Source organism: Micromonospora sp. NBRC 110037, assembly GCF_001652995.1.
Lineage (GTDB): Bacteria > Actinomycetota > Actinomycetes > Mycobacteriales > Micromonosporaceae > Micromonospora > Micromonospora chalcea.
Map to the genome: position 1 here is coordinate 1 of NZ_BBVA01000020.1, position 24323 is coordinate 24323.

The 24323-nt window shown below is 71.7% G+C and carries 24 protein-coding genes and 1 pseudogene; 9 read left to right on the forward strand and 16 right to left on the reverse strand.

Features of this window, described 5'->3' with window-relative positions:
- Nucleotides 1-1853 (reverse strand): annotated as a pseudogene (locus tag A4R25_RS31335) (hypothetical protein); the annotation flags it as partial.
- A gap of 689 nt (nucleotides 1854-2542) precedes the next feature.
- Here A4R25_RS31335 and A4R25_RS30075 point away from each other — a divergent pair.
- A complete protein-coding gene (locus A4R25_RS30075) occupies nucleotides 2543-2863 on the forward strand; it encodes a hypothetical protein (RefSeq protein WP_064448856.1) in 321 nt (106 codons plus the stop codon).
- A 44-nt stretch (nucleotides 2864-2907) separates the two neighbouring features.
- On the opposite strand, the gene A4R25_RS31340 is transcribed toward A4R25_RS30075, so the two are convergent.
- The 6 genes from A4R25_RS31340 to A4R25_RS30105 all read right to left on the reverse strand — a co-directional run bounded on the left by A4R25_RS31340 (nucleotide 2908) and on the right by A4R25_RS30105 (nucleotide 7927).
- Nucleotides 2908-3690, reverse strand: coding sequence for a hypothetical protein (locus tag A4R25_RS31340; RefSeq protein WP_157539201.1), 783 nt, complete (start codon nucleotides 3688-3690; stop codon nucleotides 2908-2910).
- Nucleotides 3687-4256: an RNA polymerase sigma factor gene (locus A4R25_RS30085; RefSeq protein ID WP_043327218.1), complete on the reverse strand. Its 570-nt coding sequence runs from the start codon at nucleotides 4254-4256 to the stop codon at nucleotides 3687-3689. The genes A4R25_RS31340 and A4R25_RS30085 overlap by 4 nt, the downstream gene beginning before the upstream one ends.
- Nucleotides 4257-4291: 35 nt before the next feature.
- Nucleotides 4292-5407, reverse strand: coding sequence for an acyltransferase (locus A4R25_RS30090; protein WP_064448858.1), 1116 nt, complete (start codon nucleotides 5405-5407; stop codon nucleotides 4292-4294).
- Between the two features lie 117 nt (nucleotides 5408-5524).
- Nucleotides 5525-5929: a hypothetical protein gene (locus A4R25_RS30095; RefSeq protein ID WP_157539202.1), complete on the reverse strand. Its 405-nt coding sequence runs from the start codon at nucleotides 5927-5929 to the stop codon at nucleotides 5525-5527.
- Between the two features lie 342 nt (nucleotides 5930-6271).
- Nucleotides 6272-6943 carry a hypothetical protein gene (locus A4R25_RS30100; protein WP_064448860.1) on the reverse strand — a complete coding sequence of 224 codons (672 nt, stop codon included), beginning with the start codon at nucleotides 6941-6943 and terminating at the stop codon, nucleotides 6272-6274.
- A 102-nt stretch (nucleotides 6944-7045) separates the two neighbouring features.
- Nucleotides 7046-7927 (reverse strand): NAD(P)-dependent oxidoreductase, encoded by an 882-nt coding sequence (locus tag A4R25_RS30105; protein WP_064448861.1) that lies wholly within the window; start codon nucleotides 7925-7927, stop codon nucleotides 7046-7048.
- A 97-nt stretch (nucleotides 7928-8024) separates the two neighbouring features.
- Between A4R25_RS30105 and A4R25_RS30110 the strand changes: the two genes are divergently transcribed.
- Nucleotides 8025-8387: a helix-turn-helix domain-containing protein gene (locus A4R25_RS30110; protein ID WP_064448862.1), complete on the forward strand. Its 363-nt coding sequence runs from the start codon at nucleotides 8025-8027 to the stop codon at nucleotides 8385-8387.
- A gap of 15 nt (nucleotides 8388-8402) precedes the next feature.
- Here A4R25_RS30110 and A4R25_RS30115 read toward each other — a convergent pair whose 3' ends face one another.
- The gene (locus A4R25_RS30115; protein WP_064448863.1) at nucleotides 8403-9227 is read right to left on the reverse strand and encodes a TrmH family RNA methyltransferase; all 825 of its coding nucleotides are present in this window, start codon (nucleotides 9225-9227) and stop codon (nucleotides 8403-8405) included.
- Between the two features lie 63 nt (nucleotides 9228-9290).
- Here A4R25_RS30115 and A4R25_RS30120 point away from each other — a divergent pair, with 63 nt between their 5' ends.
- Entirely contained in the window at nucleotides 9291-9845 is a 555-nt protein-coding gene (locus A4R25_RS30120) for a DUF3592 domain-containing protein (RefSeq protein WP_231915672.1), read from the forward strand.
- A gap of 9 nt (nucleotides 9846-9854) precedes the next feature.
- Here the strand turns inward: A4R25_RS30120 and A4R25_RS30125 are convergent, their stop codons facing one another.
- Nucleotides 9855-10475, reverse strand: coding sequence for a pyridoxamine 5'-phosphate oxidase family protein (locus tag A4R25_RS30125; protein ID WP_082931196.1), 621 nt, complete (start codon nucleotides 10473-10475; stop codon nucleotides 9855-9857).
- 167 nt (nucleotides 10476-10642) lie between these two features.
- Between A4R25_RS30125 and A4R25_RS30130 the strand changes: the two genes are divergently transcribed.
- Genes A4R25_RS30130 through A4R25_RS30140 form a run of 3 tightly spaced genes read left to right on the forward strand, consistent with a single transcriptional unit; the run spans nucleotide 10643 to nucleotide 12850 of the window.
- Nucleotides 10643-11149, forward strand: coding sequence for a DUF2231 domain-containing protein (locus tag A4R25_RS30130; RefSeq protein WP_030503780.1), 507 nt, complete (start codon nucleotides 10643-10645; stop codon nucleotides 11147-11149).
- Nucleotides 11146-11682 (forward strand): Hsp20/alpha crystallin family protein, encoded by a 537-nt coding sequence (locus tag A4R25_RS30135; RefSeq protein WP_043327210.1) that lies wholly within the window; start codon nucleotides 11146-11148, stop codon nucleotides 11680-11682. Before A4R25_RS30130 ends, A4R25_RS30135 begins: the two co-directional genes overlap by 4 nt.
- 7 nt (nucleotides 11683-11689) lie before the next feature.
- The gene (locus tag A4R25_RS30140) at nucleotides 11690-12850 is read left to right on the forward strand and encodes a glycosyltransferase family 9 protein (RefSeq protein ID WP_064448864.1); all 1161 of its coding nucleotides are present in this window, start codon (nucleotides 11690-11692) and stop codon (nucleotides 12848-12850) included.
- Here A4R25_RS30140 and A4R25_RS30145 read toward each other — a convergent pair.
- Entirely contained in the window at nucleotides 12825-13697 is an 873-nt protein-coding gene (locus tag A4R25_RS30145) for a glycosyltransferase family 2 protein (protein WP_064448865.1), read from the reverse strand. The genes A4R25_RS30140 and A4R25_RS30145 overlap by 26 nt on opposite strands.
- Nucleotides 13694-15559 carry a D-glycero-beta-D-manno-heptose 1-phosphate adenylyltransferase gene (gene rfaE2 / locus A4R25_RS30150; RefSeq protein WP_069088078.1) on the reverse strand — a complete coding sequence of 622 codons (1866 nt, stop codon included), beginning with the start codon at nucleotides 15557-15559 and terminating at the stop codon, nucleotides 13694-13696. Before rfaE2 ends, A4R25_RS30145 begins: the two co-directional genes overlap by 4 nt.
- Nucleotides 15560-15678: 119 nt before the next feature.
- Here rfaE2 and A4R25_RS30155 point away from each other — a divergent pair, with 119 nt between their 5' ends.
- The gene (locus A4R25_RS30155) at nucleotides 15679-16233 is read left to right on the forward strand and encodes a type 1 glutamine amidotransferase domain-containing protein (protein WP_043327208.1); all 555 of its coding nucleotides are present in this window, start codon (nucleotides 15679-15681) and stop codon (nucleotides 16231-16233) included.
- Between the two features lie 56 nt (nucleotides 16234-16289).
- Nucleotides 16290-17957 (forward strand): MDR family MFS transporter, encoded by a 1668-nt coding sequence (locus tag A4R25_RS30160; protein WP_064448866.1) that lies wholly within the window; start codon nucleotides 16290-16292, stop codon nucleotides 17955-17957.
- A 7-nt stretch (nucleotides 17958-17964) separates the two neighbouring features.
- Here the strand turns inward: A4R25_RS30160 and A4R25_RS30165 are convergent, their stop codons facing one another.
- Nucleotides 17965-18456 carry an NUDIX domain-containing protein gene (locus A4R25_RS30165; RefSeq protein ID WP_030503787.1) on the reverse strand — a complete coding sequence of 164 codons (492 nt, stop codon included), beginning with the start codon at nucleotides 18454-18456 and terminating at the stop codon, nucleotides 17965-17967.
- A gap of 100 nt (nucleotides 18457-18556) precedes the next feature.
- Between A4R25_RS30165 and A4R25_RS30170 the strand changes: the two genes are divergently transcribed.
- Nucleotides 18557-20191, forward strand: a complete 1635-nt coding sequence (locus A4R25_RS30170) for a fatty acid--CoA ligase (RefSeq protein WP_176722787.1) — start codon at nucleotides 18557-18559, stop codon at nucleotides 20189-20191.
- A gap of 180 nt (nucleotides 20192-20371) precedes the next feature.
- Here A4R25_RS30170 and A4R25_RS30175 read toward each other — a convergent pair whose 3' ends face one another.
- From A4R25_RS30175 to A4R25_RS30190, 4 genes are all read right to left on the reverse strand, one after another.
- On the reverse strand, nucleotides 20372-21385 hold the full coding sequence (locus tag A4R25_RS30175; protein ID WP_064448868.1) for an NADPH:quinone reductase: 1014 nt from the start codon (nucleotides 21383-21385) through the stop codon (nucleotides 20372-20374).
- A 91-nt stretch (nucleotides 21386-21476) separates the two neighbouring features.
- Nucleotides 21477-22613: a glutathione-independent formaldehyde dehydrogenase gene (locus A4R25_RS30180; protein WP_064448869.1), complete on the reverse strand. Its 1137-nt coding sequence runs from the start codon at nucleotides 22611-22613 to the stop codon at nucleotides 21477-21479.
- Between the two features lie 41 nt (nucleotides 22614-22654).
- Nucleotides 22655-23308 (reverse strand): HAD family phosphatase, encoded by a 654-nt coding sequence (locus A4R25_RS30185; protein WP_064448870.1) that lies wholly within the window; start codon nucleotides 23306-23308, stop codon nucleotides 22655-22657.
- A 31-nt stretch (nucleotides 23309-23339) separates the two neighbouring features.
- Nucleotides 23340-24188: a hypothetical protein gene (locus A4R25_RS30190; protein ID WP_197495003.1), complete on the reverse strand. Its 849-nt coding sequence runs from the start codon at nucleotides 24186-24188 to the stop codon at nucleotides 23340-23342.
- Between the last annotated feature and the right edge of the window lie 135 nt (nucleotides 24189-24323).

The window sequence follows — 24323 nt, forward strand, 5'->3', positions numbered from 1 at the left end:
AGCAGTTCGCCGGCGGGTTGCAGGGTGTGGGGGTGCCACAGCCGCACCACCTCGTCGTCGCCGGCGGTGACGAGCAGGGTGGTGCCGTCCGGCCGCGCCCAGGTCCCCACCGCAGACACCGAGCTGGTGTGGCCGTGCAGGGGGGTGTGGGTGGCTCCTCGCCAGATCGCGCCGTCAGCGCGCGCTGCGTCGGGGGGGAGCCGGGTGGTGCAGGCAGCCGCGAGTGTGGAGCTGCGGCGCTTAAGCGCCCACACGTGCAACCAGCGCAGCTGCCCGTCGGGGGTCAGGGCGCTGGTGTCGCCCATCAGTTCTCGTGCGGCGATCGCCTGACGGGCCTGCGGATCGATGATCGTGTTCCTTGCCCGCAGCAGCGGCGGCAGTGGAGTCCACAGCAGATAACCGGGGTCCACAGCCAGTCGGTCGAGTTCTCCCGTCGCGACGGCGTGGTCGGTCAGATGTGCCAGGGCATAGCTGTCAGCGTTCTCCCACCGTCGGACACCCGTCTCGTCCGGGGCGGGAGTTATACGGGCGAGGATCCTGGCGTGGGCCTGCCTCGTCGCCTGGGCGCAGCGCGCCGAGTCCTGCACTACCGTGTGATCCTTGTGGCTGGTTTCCCGCCCGGTCAGGAAGTCCCGCAGGCTCTGGTGCCGCAACCGGTACCAGCCCGTCGGATCAGCCGCCTCAGGACCACCGGGCGTGTGGGCGAGGAACGCCCGTAACGGGCCGTCCAGGAGATCCTGCACCGGTCCCAGAGGCAGATCCCCGGACCATTCGGCGATCGTGACACTCGTGATCGGTTCGGTGACCGCAGCCAGCGTGCCCAGAACGGGCAGAACAAGGTCGTGCCACCGGTCCGGGTTCCGCTCCCGGATGCGCCGCAGATTCAGGCTGTAGTACCCGGCCAACCTCGGCGGCAGCGCATCGAGATGGTCAGCGGGCAGATCCCCGTCGCGGACCTGATCCAGCACCTGCAACGCGTAAATCCACACCCCGCTGGCAGCAGTCATCAACCCACGCGTGAACGCCTCCGGGGTGACGTTGCGGGCAACGAGCCGGCCCGCCAACACACGGTCGCTGCGAGCCCGGGAGATGACATGATCGCGCAGATCATCAAGGTTCGCCTGCCCCGTGACATCGATGCGCTCTACCCTCGCCTCAGCCGGCAACGGATGCCCGGGACGGGTGGTAGCCACCACCACCACTCCCGGGGGCAGAGTTCGGGGCAGCCCCAACGCGACCTCACCCGCCGGCGGCGCCGGTGCTTCGTCCAACCCGTCGACCAGGATCACCAGCGGCGACACCTCACCACGCGCACGCCGTTGCGCCTGAATCGCCATCAGCCGCTGAGCGAACCAGACCGGATCGGTGTAGTTTCCCGGCAGCGGGTCCGACCTGTCGGGGGAGTCGGCAGGCGTGTGCAGGTAGGTGATCTGCGCGGCGAGGTTCGACCGCGCAGCCTCCGGGTCGGGCGACTGACGCGAGAAGTGCGCCGGCCACCGCCGCGTCGGCGAGAACGCCAGATACGTCGCCAACGCGCTCTTGCCCAGCCCCGCCTCCGCCTCCACCAACACATAACCACCTACCGGGAGGGAAGCGACCTCAGCGATCCGCGCGTCAATCTCGTCCACCAGCCACCCGCGCCCGGTGAACCCACCCACCGGCTCATCACCAACCGTCAGGCCAAGCTCAAGCGGAATCAACGACGGATTAAGAACCACATGCTTCAAACCGGTCGCGTTGCCGGCGAGGATCGTGCCCGCGACCGTCCCGAGATTCACCCCAACCGTCGGCGCGGAACCACCACCCTGCACCGAGTCGACCCGCACCGGCTCCCGACGACCGAACCGCACCATCACACCGCCCCCCGGTCACCGCCCGAGACATCGCCATGGACCACACCGGCCGTCGGCCCGGACCCACTACCGCCCAACACCCTCCCGATCGTGACGTCACCGACATGACCAACACCAGACGCAGCGCCGCCCGCAGCGCCACGGTAGGTCAACCACGCCGACAACCCGGACCCCACCGCCGTCAACGCCACAAACCCCATCCAAAACCACGGCCCCTCACCGAGGTTGTTACCCACCACCCCCGCCACCGCGCCAACAGCGAACGCCGTACCCGACCCGGCCGCCAACTTCCTCGCACCAGCCACAACGCCCCCTCATGCCATCCCCACACCCAGCATGCCCAAGAAGAGCCATCCAGTCCCCAAAGGACGGCGCGACTGCCGGCATCCGTCGATCTATCAGACGCGGTCCGCATCCAGTCCGCAAGAGGCCGGCAAACGGCGGGGGAGTGCTGTGAGATGTCGAGGGGTGTTTTCGCTGCTAGGCCGTCATGTACGCAGGTCGGTGGGGCGGGCAGCTTGATCTCGTAATGCGTAGGTCGACGGTTCGATTCCGTCAGGCGGCTCGGTACAGAATCCCAGGTCATCGGCCTGGGATTCGCCGTTTCCGGGGCGGACAACAGCGCCCTTCGACGGAGATGGGCTTCCGGAAGAGGAGTGGTTGGCGGCAGCGCGGCCTACGCTGCCGGAATGAAGGTGGGCAGGGTCTGGCGGGTGCACCACCGCAGCGAGTTGGTCGGTGAGGTCGATGAGCGGGAGCTCGACTTCCCCTGGATCCGCGGCCGCTTTCGGCCAGAGCCTGCTTTCCGACCACTGCGACCGATTTTTGCGGCATGGATCGAGGCCGTGAACTCCGGGGATGTTGAGGCATTGCGCCAGGCGCACGAGGCCATCTATCCGGCCGTGACGATGACTGACCCGGCCGGGCGCGAGGTGCCATGGTTCATCTTGGTCATCGAAGGGGACGAGGCGCGCTTCCGGTGGCGTGATGAGCCCGTCACTGATCGGTAGCAAACCGGCCAGCACGTGGGCGGGCGGGGCCTGCCGAGCCACCCTCAGTCCAGCTTCGGTTGTTCGTACAGTTCGCGGGCGGACAGGATCACCGCGCTGCCGTCTGCGAGGCGGACGGTCAGTGTGGTGGTGTTGCTGCTCGACTCATCGAGGCCTTCGGGGTACCAGGCGCCGAAGTAACCGTCGCGAACGGTTGCCCGCGCCGTCCGTGACGAATCGCCATCCTCGGTCCTCAAGTTGATCTCCACGCTCGTCACCTGTGAGCCGACGTGTCCCGCCATGATCCGGACGTAGCCTTCGTCGGTGCGTAGCTGACCCCACGAGTACAGCTCGACACCCCGGGCACCGAGCCGCTCGGTGCTGGTCAGCACGGTCAGGATGCTGGTATTCGTCACGTCCCCGTTGCGATCGCGGAAGCATGTCTGGCTTCCAGCCGGCGACACGGCGTTCACGTATGCGTACTCGCCGCGTTTTTCACCGATGACCACCCTTGCGACGCTCGCGTCCTGGGCAGGCAGGCATTTGCCGGCGATGTCGCGTGCCTCGGTATCCGAGATCGGACTCGGCTCGGGCGTCCACGACGCAAACGCGGGACCAGCGTTGAGAAATGTCAGGGTGAAGGCGACAGCGGCGGCGAGCGCTCCGGCCGCGCCGGCGATCGCCAGGCGAGGCCGACGGTGCGGTGTGCGCGCTGGTGCCGGGCGCGGTCGCCGATCAGTGGCGACGATCCGCTCGAGCAATTCTCGCGCGGGTTCCTGCGCGACTCGTGCGGGCACCGGGACGGCGGCAGAGCGGATTGTCCGGGCGAGGACGTCGTCGTGGGTCATGCGGAGCCTCCGCGTCGTGAAGGGCCGGCCGGTGCAGGGACGTTTGTGGGTTCGCTGATCGGCCGCTGACCAAGATGCTGACGCAGGCGGCGACGGGCGCGCAGCAGGCGCAAACTGAACGCGGGCCGGGAAATGCCCAGTACGTGTGCTGCCTGCGGCCCGGTGAGGTCTTCGATCGCGGTCAGCGTCAGCACTTCCTGATCGGCCGATGACAGGCGCTGCCAAGCCTTCACCAGGTCGACGCGGGTAGCCGCGAGGTCGGCCTCGGCGCTGCTCGGAGCATCGGGTTCCTGGAGGACGCGAAGCGCGAGGCTCTGCTGCCGCTGGTCGCTGCGCTGCCGATTGTGCAGAACGTTGCGGGCGACGGTGAACAGCCAGGCGCGGGCCTCGCCGAGTGACTTCGGTACTTCGTCCAAGCGGCGCCACGCTATCAAGAACGTCTCGGCGACCACGTCTTCGGCAACGGCGAGGTGTGCACGGCGTTCGACGAAGAGCAGCAAATCGTCATACGCGGCCTCGAACAGCTCGCGGAAGGCGGAATCGGCCTCCGCGGTCGTCGGATCCACACCCTTCCTCGTGTTCGGCGCGTGGCGTCTGGTGCTCATAGTCGTCGCCGGTCCAATACGAAGCCGCGGATCAAGGGTGCGAGTGGGCGCTCGACGAAGCGATGGACAAGCCAGGCTGCCGCCAGCAGCCCAAGCACGGTGCCGCCGATCAGTATCGACGCGGGGAGGTTGGTTTCCTCGTACACGTTGCGGATCACGCTGTATCCAATGCGCGGGTGCAAGAGGTAGAAGGGGTAGCTGATGGCACCCGCAATGGCCAGCCAGCGCATTCTCACCCGGTCGGTGTAGCCGAGCGCGATGACGAGCATCAGAAGGTACACCCCGGTGAGCAGTACCGGTGCCGGCCAGACGGGCACCTCGAAGCCGGGCTTCAACTCCAGGGTCCGCCCGTACACGCGCTGCAGGCTGACCAGCCACGTGGCGAGTAGCAGCACCCACAGCCATGGATCGGATCGGTTGCGGCGAAGCAGGAACAGGGTGATTCCGGCGATGAAGTACGGCGCGAAGTCGGACATCACGACCTCGTCCAGGGCGGCGCCCCGGAAGACGGGCATGACCACGGCGACTGCCAGCCACACCGCGCCGAATATTTTTACTCCCCGCTCGGTCGGCTTGGCCGCAAGAATGCACGCCGCGATCAGATAGAACCGGAGCTCGATCCAGAGGGTCCAGTACACGGTGTCGACAAGCGGCGTGTTGAGGGGCTCCGCCAACATGGTCAGGTTGACCAGCACGCCCCACCCGTCCGGCAGAGGTGGGAAAGGCAGCCCGCCGCTGATCGGCAGCACTGCCGATACGGCTGTCGTGGTCAGCACGCACACCCAGAACGCCGAATAGAGTCGCGCGACGCGGGAGGCAGCGAACTCGCGAACGGTACGCCCCCAGCCGCTCATGAGGATCACAAATCCGCTGATCAGAAAGAACGTCTCGACTCCGAGGAAGCCATAGATCAGAACCGGTGCCGCGTCCGGCAGGAAGTATGCCGGCGGGCGCACGCCGTCCAACCTCCATGAGTCGCCGAAGTGGTATCCGGCCACCGCAAGAGCACAGATCAGCCGCAACCCGTCCAGCACGTACAACCGGGGCGCCCGCCCGGGAGGGCTGCTGACGGGCGGCGGCGTCGGCGCGCGGTCGAGCACCGCGGTCGTCATACTCTGCTCCTGTCCTGGACACACGACTGCATCCAGGACAGACATGTGCAGCACCGCGTCAAGTGCTACAGGTGATCACCGTCACGGGTGGTTCGACCGGATCTGGCGCCTCTGGCCTCAGCCGATGTGCAGCAGCAACACTTGGTCGTCGCGGAGTTCGGAGATGCTGTCGCGCAACAGCCTCAGCCCATCCAAACCGGCCGTGCCGCTCTCCTCGAAGTCCAGTCCCATTTCCTCGAAGTGGGCGGCCAACTCCTCCTCGCGGTGCCCGGCGGGGTCGAGCTGATCCAGGAACCGCTTGTGTGCGGGAGTGATGAGCACGGTCAGGTCGTGCACCTTGTTGATGGCCGCCGACTCGGCATCGAACTCCGACTGCTCCAGGTCGACGTCGCGCTCCTCCAGATAGCTCAAGACGTGCAGCATGCAGTACCCGGACCAGTCGTACTCCTCCCGCGGCTCGCGTCCGTGTTCGGCGAGGTAGGAGCCGAGTGACGACGACGATGTGCGGGCGAGGCGGGCCAACTCGGGGATGCTTCTCCTGGGAACCAGGGTCAGTGACGCGACAGCAGACAACGCACCCTCCGTCGTACGGACTCTGCCGGGCAGGCTACGGGTAGGGAGCGACAACGTGTCAGCGGATCGTTGCGGCGGCCGATGGCTCTACAGCCATCCGTACAGCCAAGGAAAGCCGCAGGCGCTGACGGCACCCGACCCATGTCGTAAGCGCCTGTTACGGTGCGCCGCAGTTGGCCGGTCAGAGCAACCCCACGCAGACCCACGAGCCCGAGGTGAGCGGCCCGCATCCAATCCGCATCCCGCGTTGCGACCGCCTCGCCCAGCCGGTTGGCGACGGCGTCCAGGTCGTCACCGAACAGAGCCACGTACACCTCCAGGTGATGGTGCGGGGGAGCCGGACAAGACGGCGGCAGCGGCCCAGGCCAGCAGCAAGCCCATGGTCAGGCCGGGCGGCAGGTACCAGAACGTGAGGAAGCCGGCTGGTGGCGTCAACGGCAGTGCCGCGACGAGCGCCCATGCGACGCGGCGCGGCAGCACGCCGCGACGCAGCCCCTGCAGCCCGCACCAGACGGTGCCCACCAGCGCCGTCAACAGGGCCACGAGGTCGAACAACCACCCGTACCCGGGGGTGCTGTATTCCAGGCCGATCGCGATGCCTGCGGTGAGGAGCCCGTACTTCGTGAGGCGGCGGGGCATCGCGGTGGCGTGGCCGGTGACCGTCCAGACGAGCGGCAGCGCCAGCAGCACGGACACGAAGAAGGGCCCGCGCCAGATCCACGCCGGCTCCCCACCGTCGAACAACGGCAGGTTCTCGGCCATCCATCGTGACGGAGCGGGTAGGGAGCTGACGGCTCGGCCGCCGCCGACCTCCCACTGCATGGCCATCGCGGCGCCGAGCACCGCCGCGATCACCGGCGCGAGAACCGCCAGGACGCGCCGCCAGCGGGCGACCGGCAACTTGCCCTCGCCGCCGGTCGGGCCGGCACGATCGGGTACGCGCTGCGGATGCTTCTGTCGCATCGGACGATCGTCATTGCGTCGCTGGGAATTCTCATCAGGGGAACAGCCGGGATCACCATCGGCGTATCGGCGGTCCACGTGGGTTGTCTCGGTCCGCGGCGGTCAGCGCACCAGCAGGTCGATGACGCCCGTCAGGTCCTCCTCGCCGCTGCCCTCGGCCAGGCGGCGGCGCATCAGCTCGAAGTAGGGGCTGAGCAGTTCCGGGCTGACCCCCTGCTCTGCCGCGGTGCGCAGGAACGTCGGTGTGCCGGCCACCTGCATGGCGAGATTGGAGGCGACGCCCTTCGTGTAGTCGCCGCTGCGCAGCTGGTCGGCGGTCTGGTGAACGGTCGGGGCCATCGCGACGAGCCAGTCGGCGAGCAGCGGGGCCAGCGACGCGGGGTCGATGTCCTCCCGGCGGATCAGGGCGAAAGCGTGCGCTGCCCCGGCGAACATGCCGTACATGGCGCTGAGCAGGGCCACGTCGTGCAGGGCGGCGAAGCCCGCGTCCCGGCCGACGTAGGTGGTGCCGGCCGGTACGCCGAGCGTCGCCTGGTGCCGTTCGAACAGCTCACCGGAGCCGCTGTAGAAGACGTAGCCGCCGGCGTCCGGCACGCCGATCATCGGAGGGACGGCCATGATTCCGCCGTCGAGGTAGCGGGCGCCGCGCTCGCGGGCCCAGTCGGCTCGGGCGCGGGCCTGGGCGGGCGTACCCGTGGTCAGGTTGACCAGGTCCCTGCCGGCCAGGTCGGCGCCGGCCAGCACCTCCTCGACCGAGGCGTCGTCCAGCAGGCAGACGACGACAAGGGTGTTCGCGGCGACGGCCTCGGCGGCGCTGTTCGCGACCGTCGCTCCCTCGGCGGAGATTCCCGCGGCGCGGGCCGGGGTGCGGTTCCAGACGGTGAGCGGGTGGCCGGCGGCGAGCCAGGCGCGGGCCAGCGCGGCGCCCATCGCGCCGAGGCCCAGCAGCGTGACGGGCGTCTTCTCCACAGTCTCGTGTGCCATGCCGATCAGGCTTGTCGCAGGCCCGCAGGTGAACAAGTACGCACTTCGGAGTAGGTGGTTACCCTGTGGTGAGCGAGCAGGTCGGAAGGGCGGGGGCATGACGACGTTGAACCGGCCGGGCGCACCGGACGGCCATGTCTGCGGGATCGACGCCGCGATGGAGGTGATCGGGGGCAAGTGGAAGGTGCTGATCCTCTGGGCACTCCACGAGCACCCGTACCGCCGCTTCGGCGAGTTGCGCCGGCTGCTGCCGGGGATCACCGAGAAGGTGCTGGCCGCCCACCTGCGCGAGATGGAGGCGGACGGCGTCGTGCGCCGCGTCTCCTACGACGAGGTACCGCCCCGCGTCGAGTACTCGCTGACCGAGGACGGCGTACGCCTCAACGATGCGCTCGAACCGCTGGCCGCGTGGGGACGCGAGCGGCCGTCGAGGACCGCAACCGGCACGGCCGCCTCGTAGCGGCGGGCCCAGGCGTCACCGCTGCTTCGCGCGCTGGCGGGCGGCCTCGTACAGCGCCACCGTCCCGGCCGCCGCCGCGTTCAGCGAACTGGCCGCCCCGACGATCGGGATGCGTACCATCCGGTCGGCCGCCTCCTGCCAGCCCTTGCTGAGTCCGTGCGTCTCGTTGCCGACGAGCAGAAGAGTGGGCCCGGTCAGGTCGTGCTCCGCGACGTCCACGTCGCCGTGTTCGTCCGTACCAATGATCTGGATCTGTGGTCCCTGCTTTCGCATCGCGGCGACCCAGTCGAGGACGGCGTGGTGGCTGGGGACGCGTACGGCCGGTACGGCGAACAGCGACCCGGTGCTGGCCCGTACCGCCTTCGGGTCGTACGGGTCGGCGGCGTGGCCGGTGATCACCACGCCGGACGCGCCGAAGGCGTCGGCGGACCGGATCAGCGTGCCGATGTTGCCCGGGGTCTTGGGGCGGTCGAAGACCACCACGAGCATGTCGGGCCCGACCGGGACGCGGGCCAGGTCGTCATCGGGCTGCGCCACCACGGCCAGCAGTTCGGGGGACTCCTCCTCCTTGCCGCTGAGTTCCCGCATCAGCTCGGGCGCGAGCGCGACCCGCCGGGCGTCGGCGCGGTCGAGCAGTTCCCGGCACCAGCGGGACAACTGTTGCCGGTCCGGGTACAGCAGCGCCCGGATCTCCCAGCCCTGCTCCAGGGCGACGGTGATCGGGCGTACCCCCTGGACCAGGAACTCCCCGGAACGCTGGCGCTTGTTGCGGTTGGTCAGCAGCGCCTGCCACTGCTGGAAGCTCGCGTTCCGGGTGGTGATCGTCAAGGTCTTCGCCACGCAGCCGATTCAACCCCATCGGGGGTCGGCCCCGGGGTTGCGGGCCCCGGCGACGATGGCGCGGTGATCAACCGTCGGTCGTTCCTGATCCGCCTCGCATGCGTACTGCTGGTGGCCGGCGGCGGCGCGTTGCTGTGGCTGCCGTTCCACACCCAGATGGAGCTGGACGACTGGGCGGTGACGCTGCGCGAGCGGGGTACGCCCGCGCGGGCGGTCGTCGTCGACCAGGTGACGGAGAGCGGCGGCAACCGGAGTCCCTCGTCGAGCACCATGTACTTCAGCTACGAGGTGGACGGCCGGACGCACGCGCAGGAGGTGGCCTGCTTCGAGGTGTGCCGGGCCGCCGGAGCGGAGGTGTCGATCTGGGTGAACCCGGCGGACCCGGGTGACTTCGTCACCGACTTCGGTCAGCTCAGCGGCCACCGCGGCCGGGTGCAGGGCGTCCTCGGCGTGGTCGGGCTGGCCGCCCTGGGCGTCGGGGTGGTGCTGACCCTGTCCGGTATCAGGCGTCGGCGTGCCACCCCGCCGCGCCGCGACCGGCCGCGCCGGGTGGAGCCGGCGACGGGCGGTCGCGGGTACGTGGGCCGGGGCAAGCGCAAGCGCAACGTCCGGCCCTGACCACGGGACTCAGCGGTACAGGGTCTCCAGGTACGCCGGGCCGTAGTGGCGTTCCAGGTCGGCCAGGCTCTCCGCCGGGGCCTCCACCTCTTTGATCAGCCGGGCCCGGGTCGGCAGCACGTCCGGCTGCCAGGTCTCCGGCTGCCACAGCTCGGAGCGCAGGAACGCCTTCGCGCAGTGGTAGAAGATCTGCTCGATCGCGACCTCGACGGCCAGCACCGGCCGGTGGCCCTTGACCTCCATGTCGGCGAACCACGGCGCGTCGGCGATCAGCCGGGCGCGCCCGTTGATCCGCAGCGTGTCGGTGCGGCCGGGAATCAGGAAGATCAACCCGACGTGCGGGTTGGCCAGGATGTTGCGGTAGCCGTCGGCCCGCCGGTTGCCGGGCCGCTCCGGAATCGCGATCGTGATGTCGTCGAGCACCAGCGCGAAGCCGGGCGGGTCACCCTTGGGGGAGACGTCGCAGGTGCCGTCCGCGCCGGCGGTGGCGATCAGGCAGAACGGTGACGCGGCGAGCCACTCCCGGTCGCGTTCGTGCAGCGTACGGCGGTCCTTGGCGGCAGCGCGCGGCATCGGCGTGCCGATCAGCTCGCGTAGTTCGGCCTCGCTGGTGATCTCCCGGGTCGTCACGTCTTCCTCCCCCGTCCGTTGATCGTCACGACGGTTCCGGCCCGCGACGGGCCGCGTTCCGCCATGGTCAGCCTAGGAGAGCGCGTCGAGTGTCGGGTTTGCCCCCGAGGCCGGCGGGTAGGGACCGGTTCGCAGCGTGCGGCCGGACGTGACGGATGGAGGCCGAGATGGAGAGCCGGCTCAAGGTGCTCGGCCATCCCGTGCACCCGATGCTCGTGATGTTTCCGGTGGCGCTCTTCGTGACCGCCGTGATCTTCGACGTGGTGGACACCGTGGGCGGGCCCGGCTTCCTGGCCGAAGTCGCGTACTGGAACATCACCGTCGGTCTGATCGGCGGCCTGCTGGCCGCGGCGGCCGGGGCGTTCGACCTGCTCGCCCTGCCGGCCGGCACCCGCGCCAAGCGGGTCGGTGTCACCCACGCCGCCGCCAACGTGGCGGTGATCCTGCTGTTCGCCGCGGTCTGGGTGGTCCGGCTCAACGCCGACTCGCGGGCGGCCGGGGGCGCGCTCGTCGCCATCGAGGTGGTCGCCCTGGCGATCCTCGGCGTCAGCGCGTGGCTCGGCGGTGAACTGGTGGACCGCCTCGGCGTCGGCGTCGACCCGGAGCACGATCTCAACGCGCCCAGCTCGCTGCGACCCCCCTCGGCGACCCAGCGGATCGGAGACGCGCGATGACGGAACAGGGCAGCGGACGGGGCTGGCGTGGCCGCCAGCAGGGCTGGGACCCGATGGGCGAGCTCCAGTCGCTGCGCTCCGAGCTGAGCCGGCTGGTCGGCGGACGCTCCGGCAGCCAGGACGTGGATCTGGCCGAGACGGCGGACGGCTGGGAAGTGGTCGTCCGGCTCCCCGGTGTGGCGCCGGAGGAGGTGGCCGTCGAGCTGGACGACCGGGAGCTGTGCGTACGCGCCCGGTCGGAAGCCGAGGTCAATGCCGACCACGGCATCCCGGGCGGGTTCACCACGCGCGGCTTCGAGTACCGCGTCGACCTGCCGTCCCGGGTGGACCCGGACCGGATCGACGCGGTGATGGACCACGGCCTGCTCCGGGTGCGGCTGCCCCGGGCGGCCCGGCCCGCGCCGCGCACCATCACCGTCGGCCGCACCGGCCCGCGCGCGGGCGTCGACCGTACGCCGATGCCGGCCGACCCGGCCGCGGACCGGGAGCTGCACCACCCGGACACCGCGCTCGACGAGATCGACAGGCCGTAGGGGCCGCGTGACCAGCCCGTCGGGTGACTCCGACCCGCCGCGCCGCGACCCGGAGCCGTCGCTGCTCGGCCCGGTCGGCGAGCGTGTGCCCGACGTCGAGCGGATCGCCGTGCTGCGCGCCAACGCGCTCGGCGACTTCATCTTCGTACTGCCGGCGCTGGACGCGCTGCGGTCGGCGTACCCGTCGGCGGAGATCGTGCTGCTCGGCGCACCGTGGCACGCGGCGCTCTGGCGCGACCGGCCCGGCCCGGTGGACCGGGTGCTGGTGGTGCCGGCGGCGCCCGGCATCCGCGATCCGGGCCCGGGCGAGTCGCCGGGCGACGTGCCGGGCTTCCTCGCCGCGGCCCGCGCCGAGCGGTTCGACCTGGCGTTGCAGGTGCACGGCGGTGGCGCGAACTCCAACCCGCTGGTGGCGGGCCTGGGCGCGCGGGTCACCGCCGGCCTGCGGGCCGAGGGCGCGCCGCCGCTCGACCGCTGGCTGCGCTACGTCTACTACCAGCACGAGGTGATCCGCTACCTGGAGGTCGCCGCGCTGGTCGGCGCGCCCGCCACCACGATCACCCCGTCGCTGGCGGTCACCGCCGCCGACCGGGCCGAGGCCGCCGCCGTGCTCGGCCCGCCCACCCGGCCCCGGGCGGCGCTGCACCCGGGCGCCACCGACACGCGGCGACGCTGGCCGCCGGAATGCTTCGCCGAGGTCGCCCGCACGCTCGTCGGCGACGGGTACGAGGTGCTTGTCACCGGCACCCCCGCCGAGCAGGAGACGGTGGACGCTGTGGTGGCGGCGGCCGGCGTGCCGGTGCGTCCGCAGGTCGGCACGCTCAGCCTCGGCGCGCTGGCCGCCGCGTACGCGGACTGCGCGCTCGTGGTCTCCAACGACACCGGCCCGCTGCACCTGGCCGCCGCCGTGGGCGCGCCGACCGTCGGGGTGTTCTGGGTCGGCAACCTGATCAACGGGGCGTCGCCGCTGCGTGGGCGGCACCGCCCGATCGCCGCCTGGACCACCCACTGCCCGGTCTGCGGCGTCGACTGCACACCCGGGATCTACCCGCACCGGCCCGGCGACGGGGAGTGCCCGCACCGGGTGTCGTTCGTGGCCGACGTGCCGGCGGCCGAGGTGATCGAGGCGGCCCGCGAGCTGCTCACACCTCCGCCGTCGACTCGCTGAGCACCACTTCCCACGCCTCCACGTCCCGCTCGGTGACTGTGGTCGGCGACTCCAGGTGGTAGGCCCCGCTGGGCAGCACGCCGGCGCCGCCGTGGCGCTCCAGCACGGCGAGCTGGGCGGCGACGTCCTCGCCCTGGTGCCGGTCGGGCAGCCGCTCCCAGAAGTCGAAGCCACCGGACTCGACCAGCTTCGTCCGGTCGTAGAGCACGCAGCCGCCGATCCAGGAGACCTTGTACGCCCGCCACTGCCCGGGCGGCAGGTTCAGCTTCTCGGTGACGTGCAGCAGGTTCGCGGCCGGGTGGATCGACGCCCGATGCCACTCCGGCGTGCCCGGCAGGATCCGTTCCGGCACCGGCCGTCCGGCCCACTCCTCGTAGTGCTGGTGCGTCTCCGGGCGGACGTCGTCGGCGTAGGAGAGCCCGTGCACCGCGTTGCCGACGAACCCGCAGCCCAGCTCGTCCAGCGCGGTCATCAGCCGGGACAGCGTGCCCGGCTCCAGCCACACGTCGTCGTCGAGGCAGAGCACCGCGTCGGCCGCCGACTGGGCCAGCAGGTAGCACCGGTGTTCGGCCAGGCCGCGACGGGGCAGCCGCCGGGTCAGCAGCACCGGATGCCCCCGGTGCCGCAGCGCCCGGACCATGGTGGCGGCGGCCGGATGCGCGTACGCGGGCTCGCCGTCGGACTGGTCGCTGACCACCACCCCGAACCCCGGTACGCCCTCCTGCGCGGCCAGCCCGGACAGCGTGACAGCCAGTTCGGCGGGCCGATTGCGGGTGGGAATGAGCACGTCGAGCCGGCGGCGCTGCCGGAACTGCCCGGGCGTGCCCGGGTCGAGCGGTCGCGTCACGCCGGCCTGCCTTCGCCCACGGGGCTGTCCTCGCTCCGCTCGGTGCGTTCGCTCATGAGCGACTGGGCGCGGATGCGGTCGATGATCGCCGAGGTGGAGCGGTCCGGCACGTACCCGAGCGTGCGTACCTGCCCGCCCAGCCGCCGCACCAGCGGCGCCTCCGGCACCATCTCCGGCGGGTAGTCGCCGCCCTTGACGTAGACGTCGGGGCGGACCGCCTCGATCAGCCGGGCCGGGGAGTCCTCCTCGAAGACCACCACGTGGTCGACGCAGGCCAGCGCCGCCAGCAGCGCGATCCGGTCCTCGACCGGGTTGACCGGCCGGTCCGCGCCCTTGAGCCGGCGCACGCTGCCGTCCGAGTTGACCGCCACGATCAGCAGGTCACCGAGCGCGCGGGCCTGGGTCAGGTAGCGGACGTGCCCGGGGTGCAGCACGTCGAAGCAGCCGTTTGTGAACACCACCGACCGGCCGGCCTGCCGGTGCTCGTCCACCAGCGCGGCCAGTTCGTCGGCGCCGACCAGCGCCGGGTGCCCGCCGTCGTCCGGGCCGGTGCCGAGCGCGGCGAGCAGATCCTCGCGGCGGCACACGCAGGTGCCGGTGTCGGCGACCGTGATGGTGGCGGCGAGCTGCGCGAGCTGGGCGGCGGTGGGCAGGCCGGCGTCGGCGGCGAGCGCCAGCGTCATGGCCGCCAGGTAGGCGTCCCCGGCGCCCACCGCGTGACTGGCCGGGACCGGGGTGCTGTGGCTGCGCCGGGGCTCGCCCTCGGCACCGCCGACCACCGCGCCCTCGGTGTCCAGGGTCACCGCCACCACGTCCGCGCCGGTGTGCGCGCGCAGCTCGGGCAGGCGCGACTCGGCCAGCACGGCCCGGTCCACGCCGGTGCCGGCGGTCGCGCTCACCGTCACGCCGGTGCCGGTGACGCTCAGCCCGTCCCCGGTGAGCGCCACCCGCTCCTCGCCGGGCGTCGGCTCGCCGGTCGGGCCGGTCGAGCCGCCGGACGTCGCTGCGGCGGGCGCGCCCGAGGTCGGGTGCGGGCTGCCCGGCGCACGGTCGCCGGACCCGCCGGGCGCCGCGCCGACCATCAGCTCGGACGGGCCGTCGGCCTCCGCCGGGTGGTCCAGGTGCAGGTCACCCCCATTGGGTACGGCGTTGCGCTCGCCGTGTGCGAAACCGGCGGCGGCGCGGGCCAGCAGCCGGGTGGCCTCGGCGAAGCTCGGCGTCACCACAGTCGGGTTCAGTCCACGCCAGTCGGCCAGGTCGTGCGCGTCCAGCGCCACGGTGCCGTAGCGGTCCCGGTTGGCGACCAGCCAGGCGCGTACCGCCGAGGGCAGGGCACCCAGGCCGTAGTCGCAGACCACGAGCGTGAGCGGCTGTCCCGGGGCCACCGCGCGCAGCTCCTCGGTGGCGCAGTGCAGGGCGGTCAGCAGCCGTGCCACCCCGTCGTCGTCCAGCGCGTCCTCCGGGCCGCCGGAGTCCTCACGGAGCAGGATCTGGTTGCCGGCGAGCATCCGCCGCTTCACCGGCGTGGGCCGGCCGGGCTGGCTCACCGTACGGTCCCAGACCGCCGCGCGGTCCAGGCAGTCGTGCAGCTCGTCACCGGCCACGTCGGCGCCGACCGGGGCGACGAGCGCCGCCCGTCCACCGAGCGCCGCCACGTTGACCGCCGTGTTGGCGGCGCCCCCGGCCGCGGAGATCCGCCGCCGCAGGGTGAGGACCGGCGCGGGCGCCTCGCGGCAGAGCCGCTCCGACTCGGCGAACCGCCACTCGTCCAGCATGGCGTCCCCGACGACCAGCACGGGACGCTGCTGCCAGCTCGCCACCACGGTGGCCAGCCGGCGCTCTTCCGCTGCTGCTCCTGCCATGCCTCTGCGGATCCCCCCGCGCCGTCGGGCCAAACGCGACGCGGGCCACCCGGTGCGCCCGGTTTCGCCGCATCGGCCGGGGGAACGGTGCAGACATACCCCGGAGAGGAGAGAAGAGCATGGCAGCGACACTTCAGGGCAAGCGCATCGCCTTCCTGGCCGCCGACGGCGTCGAGGAGGTCGAGTACACCCAGCCCCGGGAGGCGGTGGAGAACGCCGGCGCGCAGGTCGAGCTGGTCTCCCTCGACTCCGGCTCGATCCAGGCCTTCAACCACCTGGACCACGGCAAGCAGTACCGGGTCGACGTCACCGTCAAGGAGGCGGACGCCGGCGCGTACGACGGTCTGGTCCTGCCCGGTGGCGTGGCGAACCCGGACTTCCTGCGCGCGGACCCGGACGCGGTCCGGTTCGTGAAGTCGTTCTTCGACGCCGGCAAGCCGGTCGGCGTGATCTGCCACGGCCCGTGGACGCTGGTCGAGGCGGACGTGGTGCGGGGCCGCACCATCACCTCCTGGCCGAGCCTGCGCACCGACCTCACAAACGCCGGCGCGAACTGGGTCGACAAGGAGGTCGTCACCGACAACGGGCTGGTCAGCAGCCGCAAGCCGGACGACCTGCCGGCGTTCTGCGCCAAGATCGTGGAGGAGTTCGCCGAGGGCCGGCACGCCGCCTGAGGAAAGTCACAGGCCCACCGGGGGCATGATCCGCCCCCGGTGGGATAGGAAGCGGGATGACCGCCCAGACCGCCCCGCCCGCGCTGCCCGCCCGCCAGATCCGCCTGCTGATGTTCGGTCTGATGACCGGGATGCTGCTGGCGGCGCTCGACCAGACCATCGTCGGCACCGCCCTGCCGACGATCGTGGGGGAGCTGGGCGGCATCAACCACTACTCGTGGGTGGTCACCGCGTACCTGCTGGCGTCGACCGCCTCGACGCCGCTGTACGGCAAGATGGCCGACCTGTACGGACGCCGGCCGGTCTTCCTGTTCTCGATCGGCATGTTCCTGCTCGGCTCGTTGCTGGCCGGGCTGTCGCAGGACATGACCCAGCTGATCGTCACGCGCGGCGTGCAGGGTCTCGGCGCGGGTGGGCTGATGACGCTGGCGTTCACCATCATCTCGGACGTGGTCTCGCCCCGGGAGCGCGGGCGCTACCAGGGGTTGTTCGGCGCGGTGTTCGGCGTCTCCTCGGTGGCCGGGCCGCTCGTCGGCGGTTACTTCGCGGAGACCAACTGGCGGTGGATCTTCTACATCAACGTGCCGCTGGCGATCCTCGCCATCGTGGTCTGCTGGCACGTGATGCGGCTGGTGCCGTTCGAGCGGCGGGAGCACACGGTCGACTGGATCGGCGCGGCGCTGCTGGTGGCCGGCGTGAGCTGCCTGCTGCTGGCGCTGAGCTGGGGCGGCGCCGAGTACGCCTGGGGCTCCGGCGTGATCGTCGGCCTGTTCGCCGCGGGCGCGGTGCTGGGCGTGCTGTTCGTCGTCCAGGAGGCGCGGACCAAGGAGCCGATCCTGCCGCTGCGGCTGTTCCGCAGCGCCACGTTCGCGCTGGCGAACGCGGCGGGTTTCGTCCTCGGTCTGGTGATGTTCGGGTCGATCATCTTCATCCCGCTCTACCTCCAGATCGTCAAGGGCGCCTCGCCGACGCGCAGCGGTCTGCTGATGCTGCCGATGATGGCCGGCGTCATCATCACCTCGATCGTCACCGGCCGGGCGATGAGCCGGATCGGCAGGTACAAGTGGTTCCCGGTGGCGGGCGCGGCCGTGCTGGTGGTCGGCATGCTGCTGTTCCAGCAGCTGCGGGTGGCCACCTCGCTCTGGGCCGCGTTCGGCTACATGGTGGTGATCGGGATCGGGCTGGGCCTGTGCATGCAGTCGCTGATCCTCGCCGTGCAGAACGCGGTGAGCGTGCGCGACCTGGGCGCGGGCACGTCCTCGGCCACGTTCTTCCGGTCGCTCGGCGGCTCGTTCGGCGTGGCCATCCTGGGCGCGGTGCTGTCGTCCCGGCTCACCACCGAGCTGGCCGGCCGGTTGCCGGGCGCGCTCGCGCAGCTTCCGCCGGAGCAGCGGGCCGCGGTGTCTGCAGGCGGGAACTTCTCGATCAACGACCCGGCGGCCATCCTGGCCCTGCCCGCCCCGGTACGCGCCGCCGTCCAGGCCTCGTTCGTCGAGTCGCTGCACCTGGTCTTCCTGACCACCGGGCTGATCGCGATCGTCGCGGTGCTGGTCACGCTGGCCATGCCGAACCACCAGTTGCGCGGCACCGGTCCGCAGGGCGCCACCGGCGGCGCCGACCCGATCGGCGGCAAGGCCCCGGCGCCCGGCGGCAAGCCGCTGACGAAGGAGTCGAAGGAGGAGGCCGCCGCCGACATGGAGGCGAAGTCGCAGACGATGCTGTGACCGGCGGCTACTTGAGGATGAGCCGGTTGGTCTGCTCGAACACGTCCAGGTCGGCGAGTGTCTCGTGGACGCTCGACGAGAGCGGGTGCGGGAAGTCCGCCGGACGGAAGAAGGCGGCGTCGGTGGTCTCGTCGGTGAACCGGTCCAGCTCGCCGTCCCACTCGTCGACGCGGAACGCGGTGGTGAAGACCTGGTACGTGTGCCCGTACATGTTGGTGTGGGTGCGGTCCGGGCCGGTGTAGAGCGCGAACGCGCTGACCCGCAGCGCCCGCAGGCCGGTCTCCTCCCGCACCTCGCGAACCGCGCAGTCGGCGATCGACTCGCCCAGTTCCATGGCGCCGGCCGGCAGCGCCCACTGGCCGTTGTCGGAGCGCTGGATCAGCAGCACCCGGGCGGCGTTGTCGCGCACCACGGCGCGGGCGCCGACGAACATCAGGGTGCGGTCACCGGCCAGGGCGCGGAGCTGCCCCACGTACGAGTCGGCCCACGAGATGCTCACCCGGACAATCTACGCATCATCCGTGATCACCTCGGTGGTTCCGGGGGGTTCCGTAGATGTGACCGCCGCCACTACGTTGTTACCCATGCGTAGCACGATGATGGACGCCCCCCTCCAGGTCGCCCGGATCCTCGAACACGGCTCCACCGTGCACGGCGCGGCGGAGGTGGTCACCTGGACCGGCGCCGAACCGCGCCGGATGACGTACGCGGAGGTCGGCCGCGCCGCCGCCCGGCTGGCCCACGCGCTGCGCGACGAGTGCGGCGTGACCGGCGACGAGCGGGTCGCGACGTTCATGTGGAACAACAACGAGCACCTGGTGGCGTACTTCGCCGTGCCGAGCATGGGCGCGGTGCTGCACACGCTCAACATCCGGCTCTTCCCCGACCAGGTCGCCTACATCGCCAACCACGCCGAGGACCGCGTGGTGCTCGTCGACACCACGCTCATCCCGCTGCTCGCCCGGGTGATCGGCGAGATGACCACCGTGGCGCACGTGGTGGTGGTCGGCGGCGGCGACCCGGCCCCGCTGCTGGCCGCCGCCGGTGACCGGATCACCGTGCACCACTGGGACGCGCTGCTGGCCGACCGCCCCGACCACTTCGACTGGCCGGAGGTGGACGAGCGGGACGCGGCCGCGCTCTGCTACACCTCGGGCACCACCGGCCACCCCAAGGGCGTCGCCTACTCGCACCGCTCGATCTACCTGCACTCGCTCCAGGTCTGCATGCCGGAGGGCTTCGGGCTCGGGCCGAACGACCGCGAGCTGGCCATCGTGCCGATGTTCCACGCCATGTCCTGGGGCCTGCCGTACGCGGCCTTCCTCTCCGGCGCCTCGCTGATCATGCCGGACCGGTTCCTCCAGGCCGAGCCGATCGCCGCGATGATCGCCGCCGAGCGCCCCACGCTGGCCGGGGCGGTGCCGACCATCTGGACCGACCTGCTGGCCTACCTGGACGCGCACGAGGTGGACCTCTCCTCACTGAAGGAGGTCATCGTGGGCGGGTCGGCGTGCCCGCCGGCGCTGATGCACGCCTTCCACGACCGCTACGGCATCGACGTCATCCACGCCTGGGGCATGACCGAGATGTCGCCGCTGGGCTCGGTGTCCCGGGCGCCGGCCGGCGCGACCGGCGACGACGCCTGGCGCTACCGCTACACGCAGGGCCGCGTACCGGCGGGCGTGACCGCGCGGATCGTCGGCCCGGCCGGTGAGCCGCTGCCCGCGGACGGGACGTCGGTGGGCGAGCTGGAGGTGCGCGGGCCGTGGGTGACCGCCCGGTACATCGGCGACGACGTGCCGGAGGAGGAGAAGTTCCGGGACGGCTGGCTGCGGACCGGTGACGTCGGCACGCTCTCGCCGGACGGCTACATCACGCTCACCGACCGCGCCAAGGACGTGATCAAGTCGGGCGGGGAGTGGATCTCCTCGGTCGAGCTGGAGAACGCCCTGATGGCGCACCCGGCGGTGCTGGAGGCGTGCGTGGTGGGCGTACCGGACGAGCGCTGGGACGAGCGCCCGCTGGCCACCGTCGTGGTTCGCGAGGGCGCCTCGGTGACCGCCGAGGAGCTGCGGGACTTCCTGGCCGGCTCGGTGGCCCGCTGGCAGTTGCCGGAACGCTGGGCGTTCATCGACGCCGTGCCCAAGACCAGCGTCGGCAAGTTCGACAAGAAGGTGGTGCGCTCGCGGTACGCCGACGGCGGGCTCGACGTACGGGAACTGACCGCGTCGTAACGTTTCGGGGCGTACCGTCGCCTACACGGGCAGGAACACGTTTCCAACGGGCATTCCTCCCAGAGGGCGGCCCCGGCGTTCGCACCGCGCCGGGGCCGCCCGTCCGTTACGGGCTGACCCGCACCGTCATTGTTGCGAAACTTGTTCGCGTCTGTCCGGCTGTCGGGGAAATCCGGTCACCTACTCGTCCGCGGTGGTGACCAGCACCTTGCCCACCACGCTGTCCTGCACCGCCTGCTGGGCGGCAGCGGCGTCCGCCAGCGGATACCGGTGCAGCGGCAGCCCGGCGTCCTCACCGACCCGGATCGCGCCCTGCGCCACCGCCGCCGCGATGTCGGTGACCGCCTGCGCCTTGGCGACCTTCGGCGCGGTGTAGATCAGCACGAACTGCCAGCGCGCGTTCGGAACCATCAGCGGCCGGATCGGCAACGTGATCTCGTCGCCGCCGTCGTCGGCGTACACGCAGACCGCCCCGCCGGTACGCAGCATCCGCACGTCGGCGGCGGCGTTGCGGGCGGCGGAGACCTCGACGATCGTGTGCACCCCGTCGGGCGCGACCTTGCGGACCTCCTCGACCACGTCCTGCTCGCGATAGTTGATCACGAAGTCGGCCCCGGCCGCCGCCGCGAGCTGCGCCTTCTCCGGGCTGCTCACAGTCGCGATGACACAGGCGTCGGCCCAGCTCGCGAGCTGGATCGCCGCGTTGCCCACCGCGCCCGCGCCGCCCTGCACCAGCACCACGTGGTCGCTCAGCGCGCCCGCGTGCAACTTGTCCGGCATGTACTCACCCGCGGTCAGGCAGCGGTGCGCCGTCATGAACGGGATGCCGAGCGCCGCCCCCAGATCGAACGACGCCGGACCGAGCGGCACCGCGTGCCGGACCGGAACCAGCGTGTACTCCGCGGCGGTGCCCCACGGCCGCTGCCACGCCGCCTCCCACACCCAGACCCGCTCGCCGATCAGCGTCCGGTCCACGCCCTCACCGACCGCCTCGACCACCCCCGCGCCGTCCTGGTGCGGGATCTGCCAGCCGGCCGGCAGCGGCCACGCCTGGCGGGCCTTCCAGTCGGTCGGGTTCACCCCCGACACGGCCATCCGCACCAGCACCTCGCCCGGCCCGGGTTCCGGCACCGGCCGGTTTACCACCTGGAGCACCGAGGCGTCCCCGCTGCGCTCGTACACGATCGCCTTCATCGCCGTCCCTCCGCCGTCCTTCCGGGTGCGCTACCCGGCAGCCGCCCGAACATGCGGCCCCGGGCGCACCCGGCCACCGTACGACGGCTCGTCAGGCGGCCGGCTTGAGCACGACCTTCGAGTAGCCCGGCTCGCGGCGGTCGAAGCGCTGGTACGCCTCCGGCGCCGCGTCCAGCGGCAACTCCTTGCTCACCACGAAGCTCGGGGTCGCCCGCCCCGCCATGATCAGGTTTCGCAGGTACGCATTGTAGGTCTTCACGTTCGCCTGCCCGGTGCCGATCCGCAGGCCCTTCTCGAACAGCTTGCCCACCTTGAACAGCAGCTCACCCCGGGCGGAGTGCTCGTCCGGGGCGCCCGGGTCCGCCGCGAGGTAGAGCCCGACCACGCCGATCGCCCCGGTCGCGCGTACCACCTCCACGAGCGTGTTCAGCACCAGCGCCGGCTGCTCCTCGCCGCTGGGCGCGGACGCCTGGTATCCCACAGCGTCCACGCCGTGATCGGTCCCCACCCCGTCGGTCCGGTCCCGAATCTGCTCGACCGGGTCGCCCGCGCTGAAGTCGATCGGGGTGGCGCCGATCGACTCGGCCAGCCGCAGCCGGTCCGGCACCCGGTCCACCACGAACACCTCGGACGCCCCGATCAGCACCGCCGAGTACGCCGCCATCAGCCCGACCGGCCCGCCGCCCATCACGGTCAGGTTCTCGCCCGGCCGCAGCCCGGTCATCGCGACCCCGTGGTAGCCGGTCGGGAAGATGTCGGCGAGCATCGCGTAGTCGTTCTCGTGTTCGGTGCCGGGCGGCAGCTTCAGGCAGTTGAAGTCGGCGAACGGCACCCGCAGGTACTCCGCCTGCCCACCCCGGTACGGCCCCATCGACACATAGCCGTACGCGCCGCCGGCAAAGCCCGGGTTCACCGTCAGGCAGAACCCGGTGCGCTGCTCCCGGCAGTTGCGGCAGAACCCGCACGCCACATTGAACGGCATCGAGACCCGGTCACCCACGCGCAGGCTCGTCACGCCCGGCCCGGTCTCGACGATCACGCCCATGTTCTCGTGGCCGAACACGATGCCCGGTTCGGCGGCCGTCCGTCCCTCGTACATGTGCAGGTCCGAACCGCAGATTGCGGTCGTCGTGACCTGGACGACCACGTCGTTCGGATCCTCGATCCGCGGGTCGTCGACCTCGTTGACGGCCACCTCGTGCGGCCCCTCGTACACCACAGCCCTCATGTCACCGACCGTAGGCCGGGTGGTGGCGGCGGGTGGGTGGTTCAGTCGATCCCCGCCACCACAGCGGGCGTGAGCGCGCCGATCGAGGGGAGCAGCACGGTCGCGAGCGCCTCGGCGTCCGGATCGAGCGGGTACGACCCGTGCGGCACCGCCACCACCCGGCACCCGGCGGCAGCTGCCGAACGGACCCCGTTCGACGAGTCCTCCACGGCCACGCAGCGGGCCGGGTCGACTCCCAGCCGCCCGGCCACCGCGAGCCACACGTCCGGCGCGGGCTTGCCCCGGGCGGTCTCCTCCGTCGACAGGGTCGCGCCGAACGAGCCGGCCAGGCCCGTCGCGTCCAGCGCCGCCGCGATCAGCCGGGTCGGGGAGGAGCTGGCCAGCCCGAGTGGCCACCGCGCGGCGATGCGGCGCACGACCTCCTCCGCCCCGTCGATCACGGGTACGCGCTGCGCGTACCGGCGGGCCATCTCGGTCACCACCTCGGTGGCGACCTGCTCGGGCGACCTGTCGACGCCCAGCTCACCGCTGAGGTACTCGGCCCACTCGCCGGTGCTCATGCCCATCAGCCGGCGCTGCGTGTCCGGCTGCCAGGTGCCGCCGTGCTGCGCCACGTACGCGCGCCGGACCTCCTCCCAGACCGGCTCGGAGTCCACGATCACGCCGTCCAGGTCGAAGAGCACCGCGTCCACCATGCCGCCATCCTGCCCCAGCCGGCGGCCCGGCTCACCGTGGCAGCGCGGCTCCGACCGACCGCTGCGCCGGCAGGCCGATCGGCGCCTTGGCCGGGATGATCGTGCGGCAGCGGGTAGCGATCGGCTGCAGCAGGTCCCGCAGCCGGGCGGTACGTTCCGCGCCCAGCGCCCGCCACGGCCCGGCAGCGGCCCGGTCGGTGGCCTCCTCGACCGCGCGGAACGTCTCCGTGGCGTACGGCGTGGCCGTCCGGTCGGCGGTCAGCCAGCCCTTCTCCACCAGCCGCTCCTCGGCCGCGGCCCACTGCTCGTCGGTCCAGCCCCGGGCGGGCTGGTGGAACTCGCGGGACTGGTCGACCCGGCACCGCCAGGCCACCACCTCGGCCGGTTCCAGCCCGGTCGTCACCAGCGCCGCCACGTGGCCGTCACCGCGGTGCTCGCGCAGCGTGGTGGCGGCCTGCCAGAGCCGGGCCAGCGGGTACTCGCCCCGGGGCAGGGCGGCGTTCACCGCGCCGAGCACCCGCCCGGCGACGTCCACCCGCCCGGCCGCCTCCTCCAGCAGGTCGGCGGCCTCGACCAGATGCGACTCGGGCAGCTCGTAGGTGAACTCGGCGAGCGCCTGCACACCACCGGTGAGCCGCGCCCGCAGCGCCTCCTCCGGGGTGGCCAGACGCCACACCGACGGCAGCGCGCGGGCCACCATGGCCGGCGCGAAGCTGAAGAACGCCGCGGTCACGGCGGGCGCGTCGACCGCGCCGAGCGGCGCGGCCCGCCCCGCGAAGTAGCCGCGCCAGTAGCCGCGCAGCCCGACCGCCTCGAACGCGGCGCGGGCCCGCGGGTGGAAGTAGGTCACCGCGTGGACCGGCTCGTACAGCGTCCACATCTGCCGGGTCGCCCCGGCCCCGTCCAGCGCCGCCACGTGCACCTCCGCGTCGGTGAGCAGATCACCGCGGACGGACGTACCGCCCGCGGTGACCATGAACCTACTGCCGCAGGGTGACCGGACGGAAGCCTGGAG

Coding starts and splice junctions, on each gene's coding strand:
- A4R25_RS30075 (WP_064448856.1), top strand. CDS start 2,543: ATGAAGGTGGGCAGGGTCTGGCGGGTGCACCACCGCAGCGAGTTGGTC.
- A4R25_RS31340 (WP_157539201.1), bottom strand. CDS start 3,690: ATGACCCACGACGACGTCCTCGCCCGGACAATCCGCTCTGCCGCCGTC.
- A4R25_RS30090 (WP_064448858.1), bottom strand. CDS start 5,407: ATGACGACCGCGGTGCTCGACCGCGCGCCGACGCCGCCGCCCGTCAGC.
- A4R25_RS30100 (WP_064448860.1), bottom strand. CDS start 6,943: ATGCGACAGAAGCATCCGCAGCGCGTACCCGATCGTGCCGGCCCGACC.
- A4R25_RS30105 (WP_064448861.1), bottom strand. CDS start 7,927: ATGGCACACGAGACTGTGGAGAAGACGCCCGTCACGCTGCTGGGCCTC.
- A4R25_RS30110 (WP_064448862.1), top strand. CDS start 8,025: ATGACGACGTTGAACCGGCCGGGCGCACCGGACGGCCATGTCTGCGGG.
- A4R25_RS30130 (WP_030503780.1), top strand. CDS start 10,643: ATGGAGAGCCGGCTCAAGGTGCTCGGCCATCCCGTGCACCCGATGCTC.
- A4R25_RS30135 (WP_043327210.1), top strand. CDS start 11,146: ATGACGGAACAGGGCAGCGGACGGGGCTGGCGTGGCCGCCAGCAGGGC.
- rfaE2 (WP_069088078.1), bottom strand. CDS start 15,559: ATGGCAGGAGCAGCAGCGGAAGAGCGCCGGCTGGCCACCGTGGTGGCG.
- A4R25_RS30155 (WP_043327208.1), top strand. CDS start 15,679: ATGGCAGCGACACTTCAGGGCAAGCGCATCGCCTTCCTGGCCGCCGAC.
- A4R25_RS30160 (WP_064448866.1), top strand. CDS start 16,290: ATGACCGCCCAGACCGCCCCGCCCGCGCTGCCCGCCCGCCAGATCCGC.
- A4R25_RS30170 (WP_176722787.1), top strand. CDS start 18,557: ATGGACGCCCCCCTCCAGGTCGCCCGGATCCTCGAACACGGCTCCACC.
- A4R25_RS30175 (WP_064448868.1), bottom strand. CDS start 21,385: ATGAAGGCGATCGTGTACGAGCGCAGCGGGGACGCCTCGGTGCTCCAG.
- A4R25_RS30180 (WP_064448869.1), bottom strand. CDS start 22,613: ATGAGGGCTGTGGTGTACGAGGGGCCGCACGAGGTGGCCGTCAACGAG.
- A4R25_RS30185 (WP_064448870.1), bottom strand. CDS start 23,308: ATGGTGGACGCGGTGCTCTTCGACCTGGACGGCGTGATCGTGGACTCC.
- A4R25_RS30190 (WP_197495003.1), bottom strand. CDS start 24,188: ATGTGGACGCTGTACGAGCCGGTCCACGCGGTGACCTACTTCCACCCG.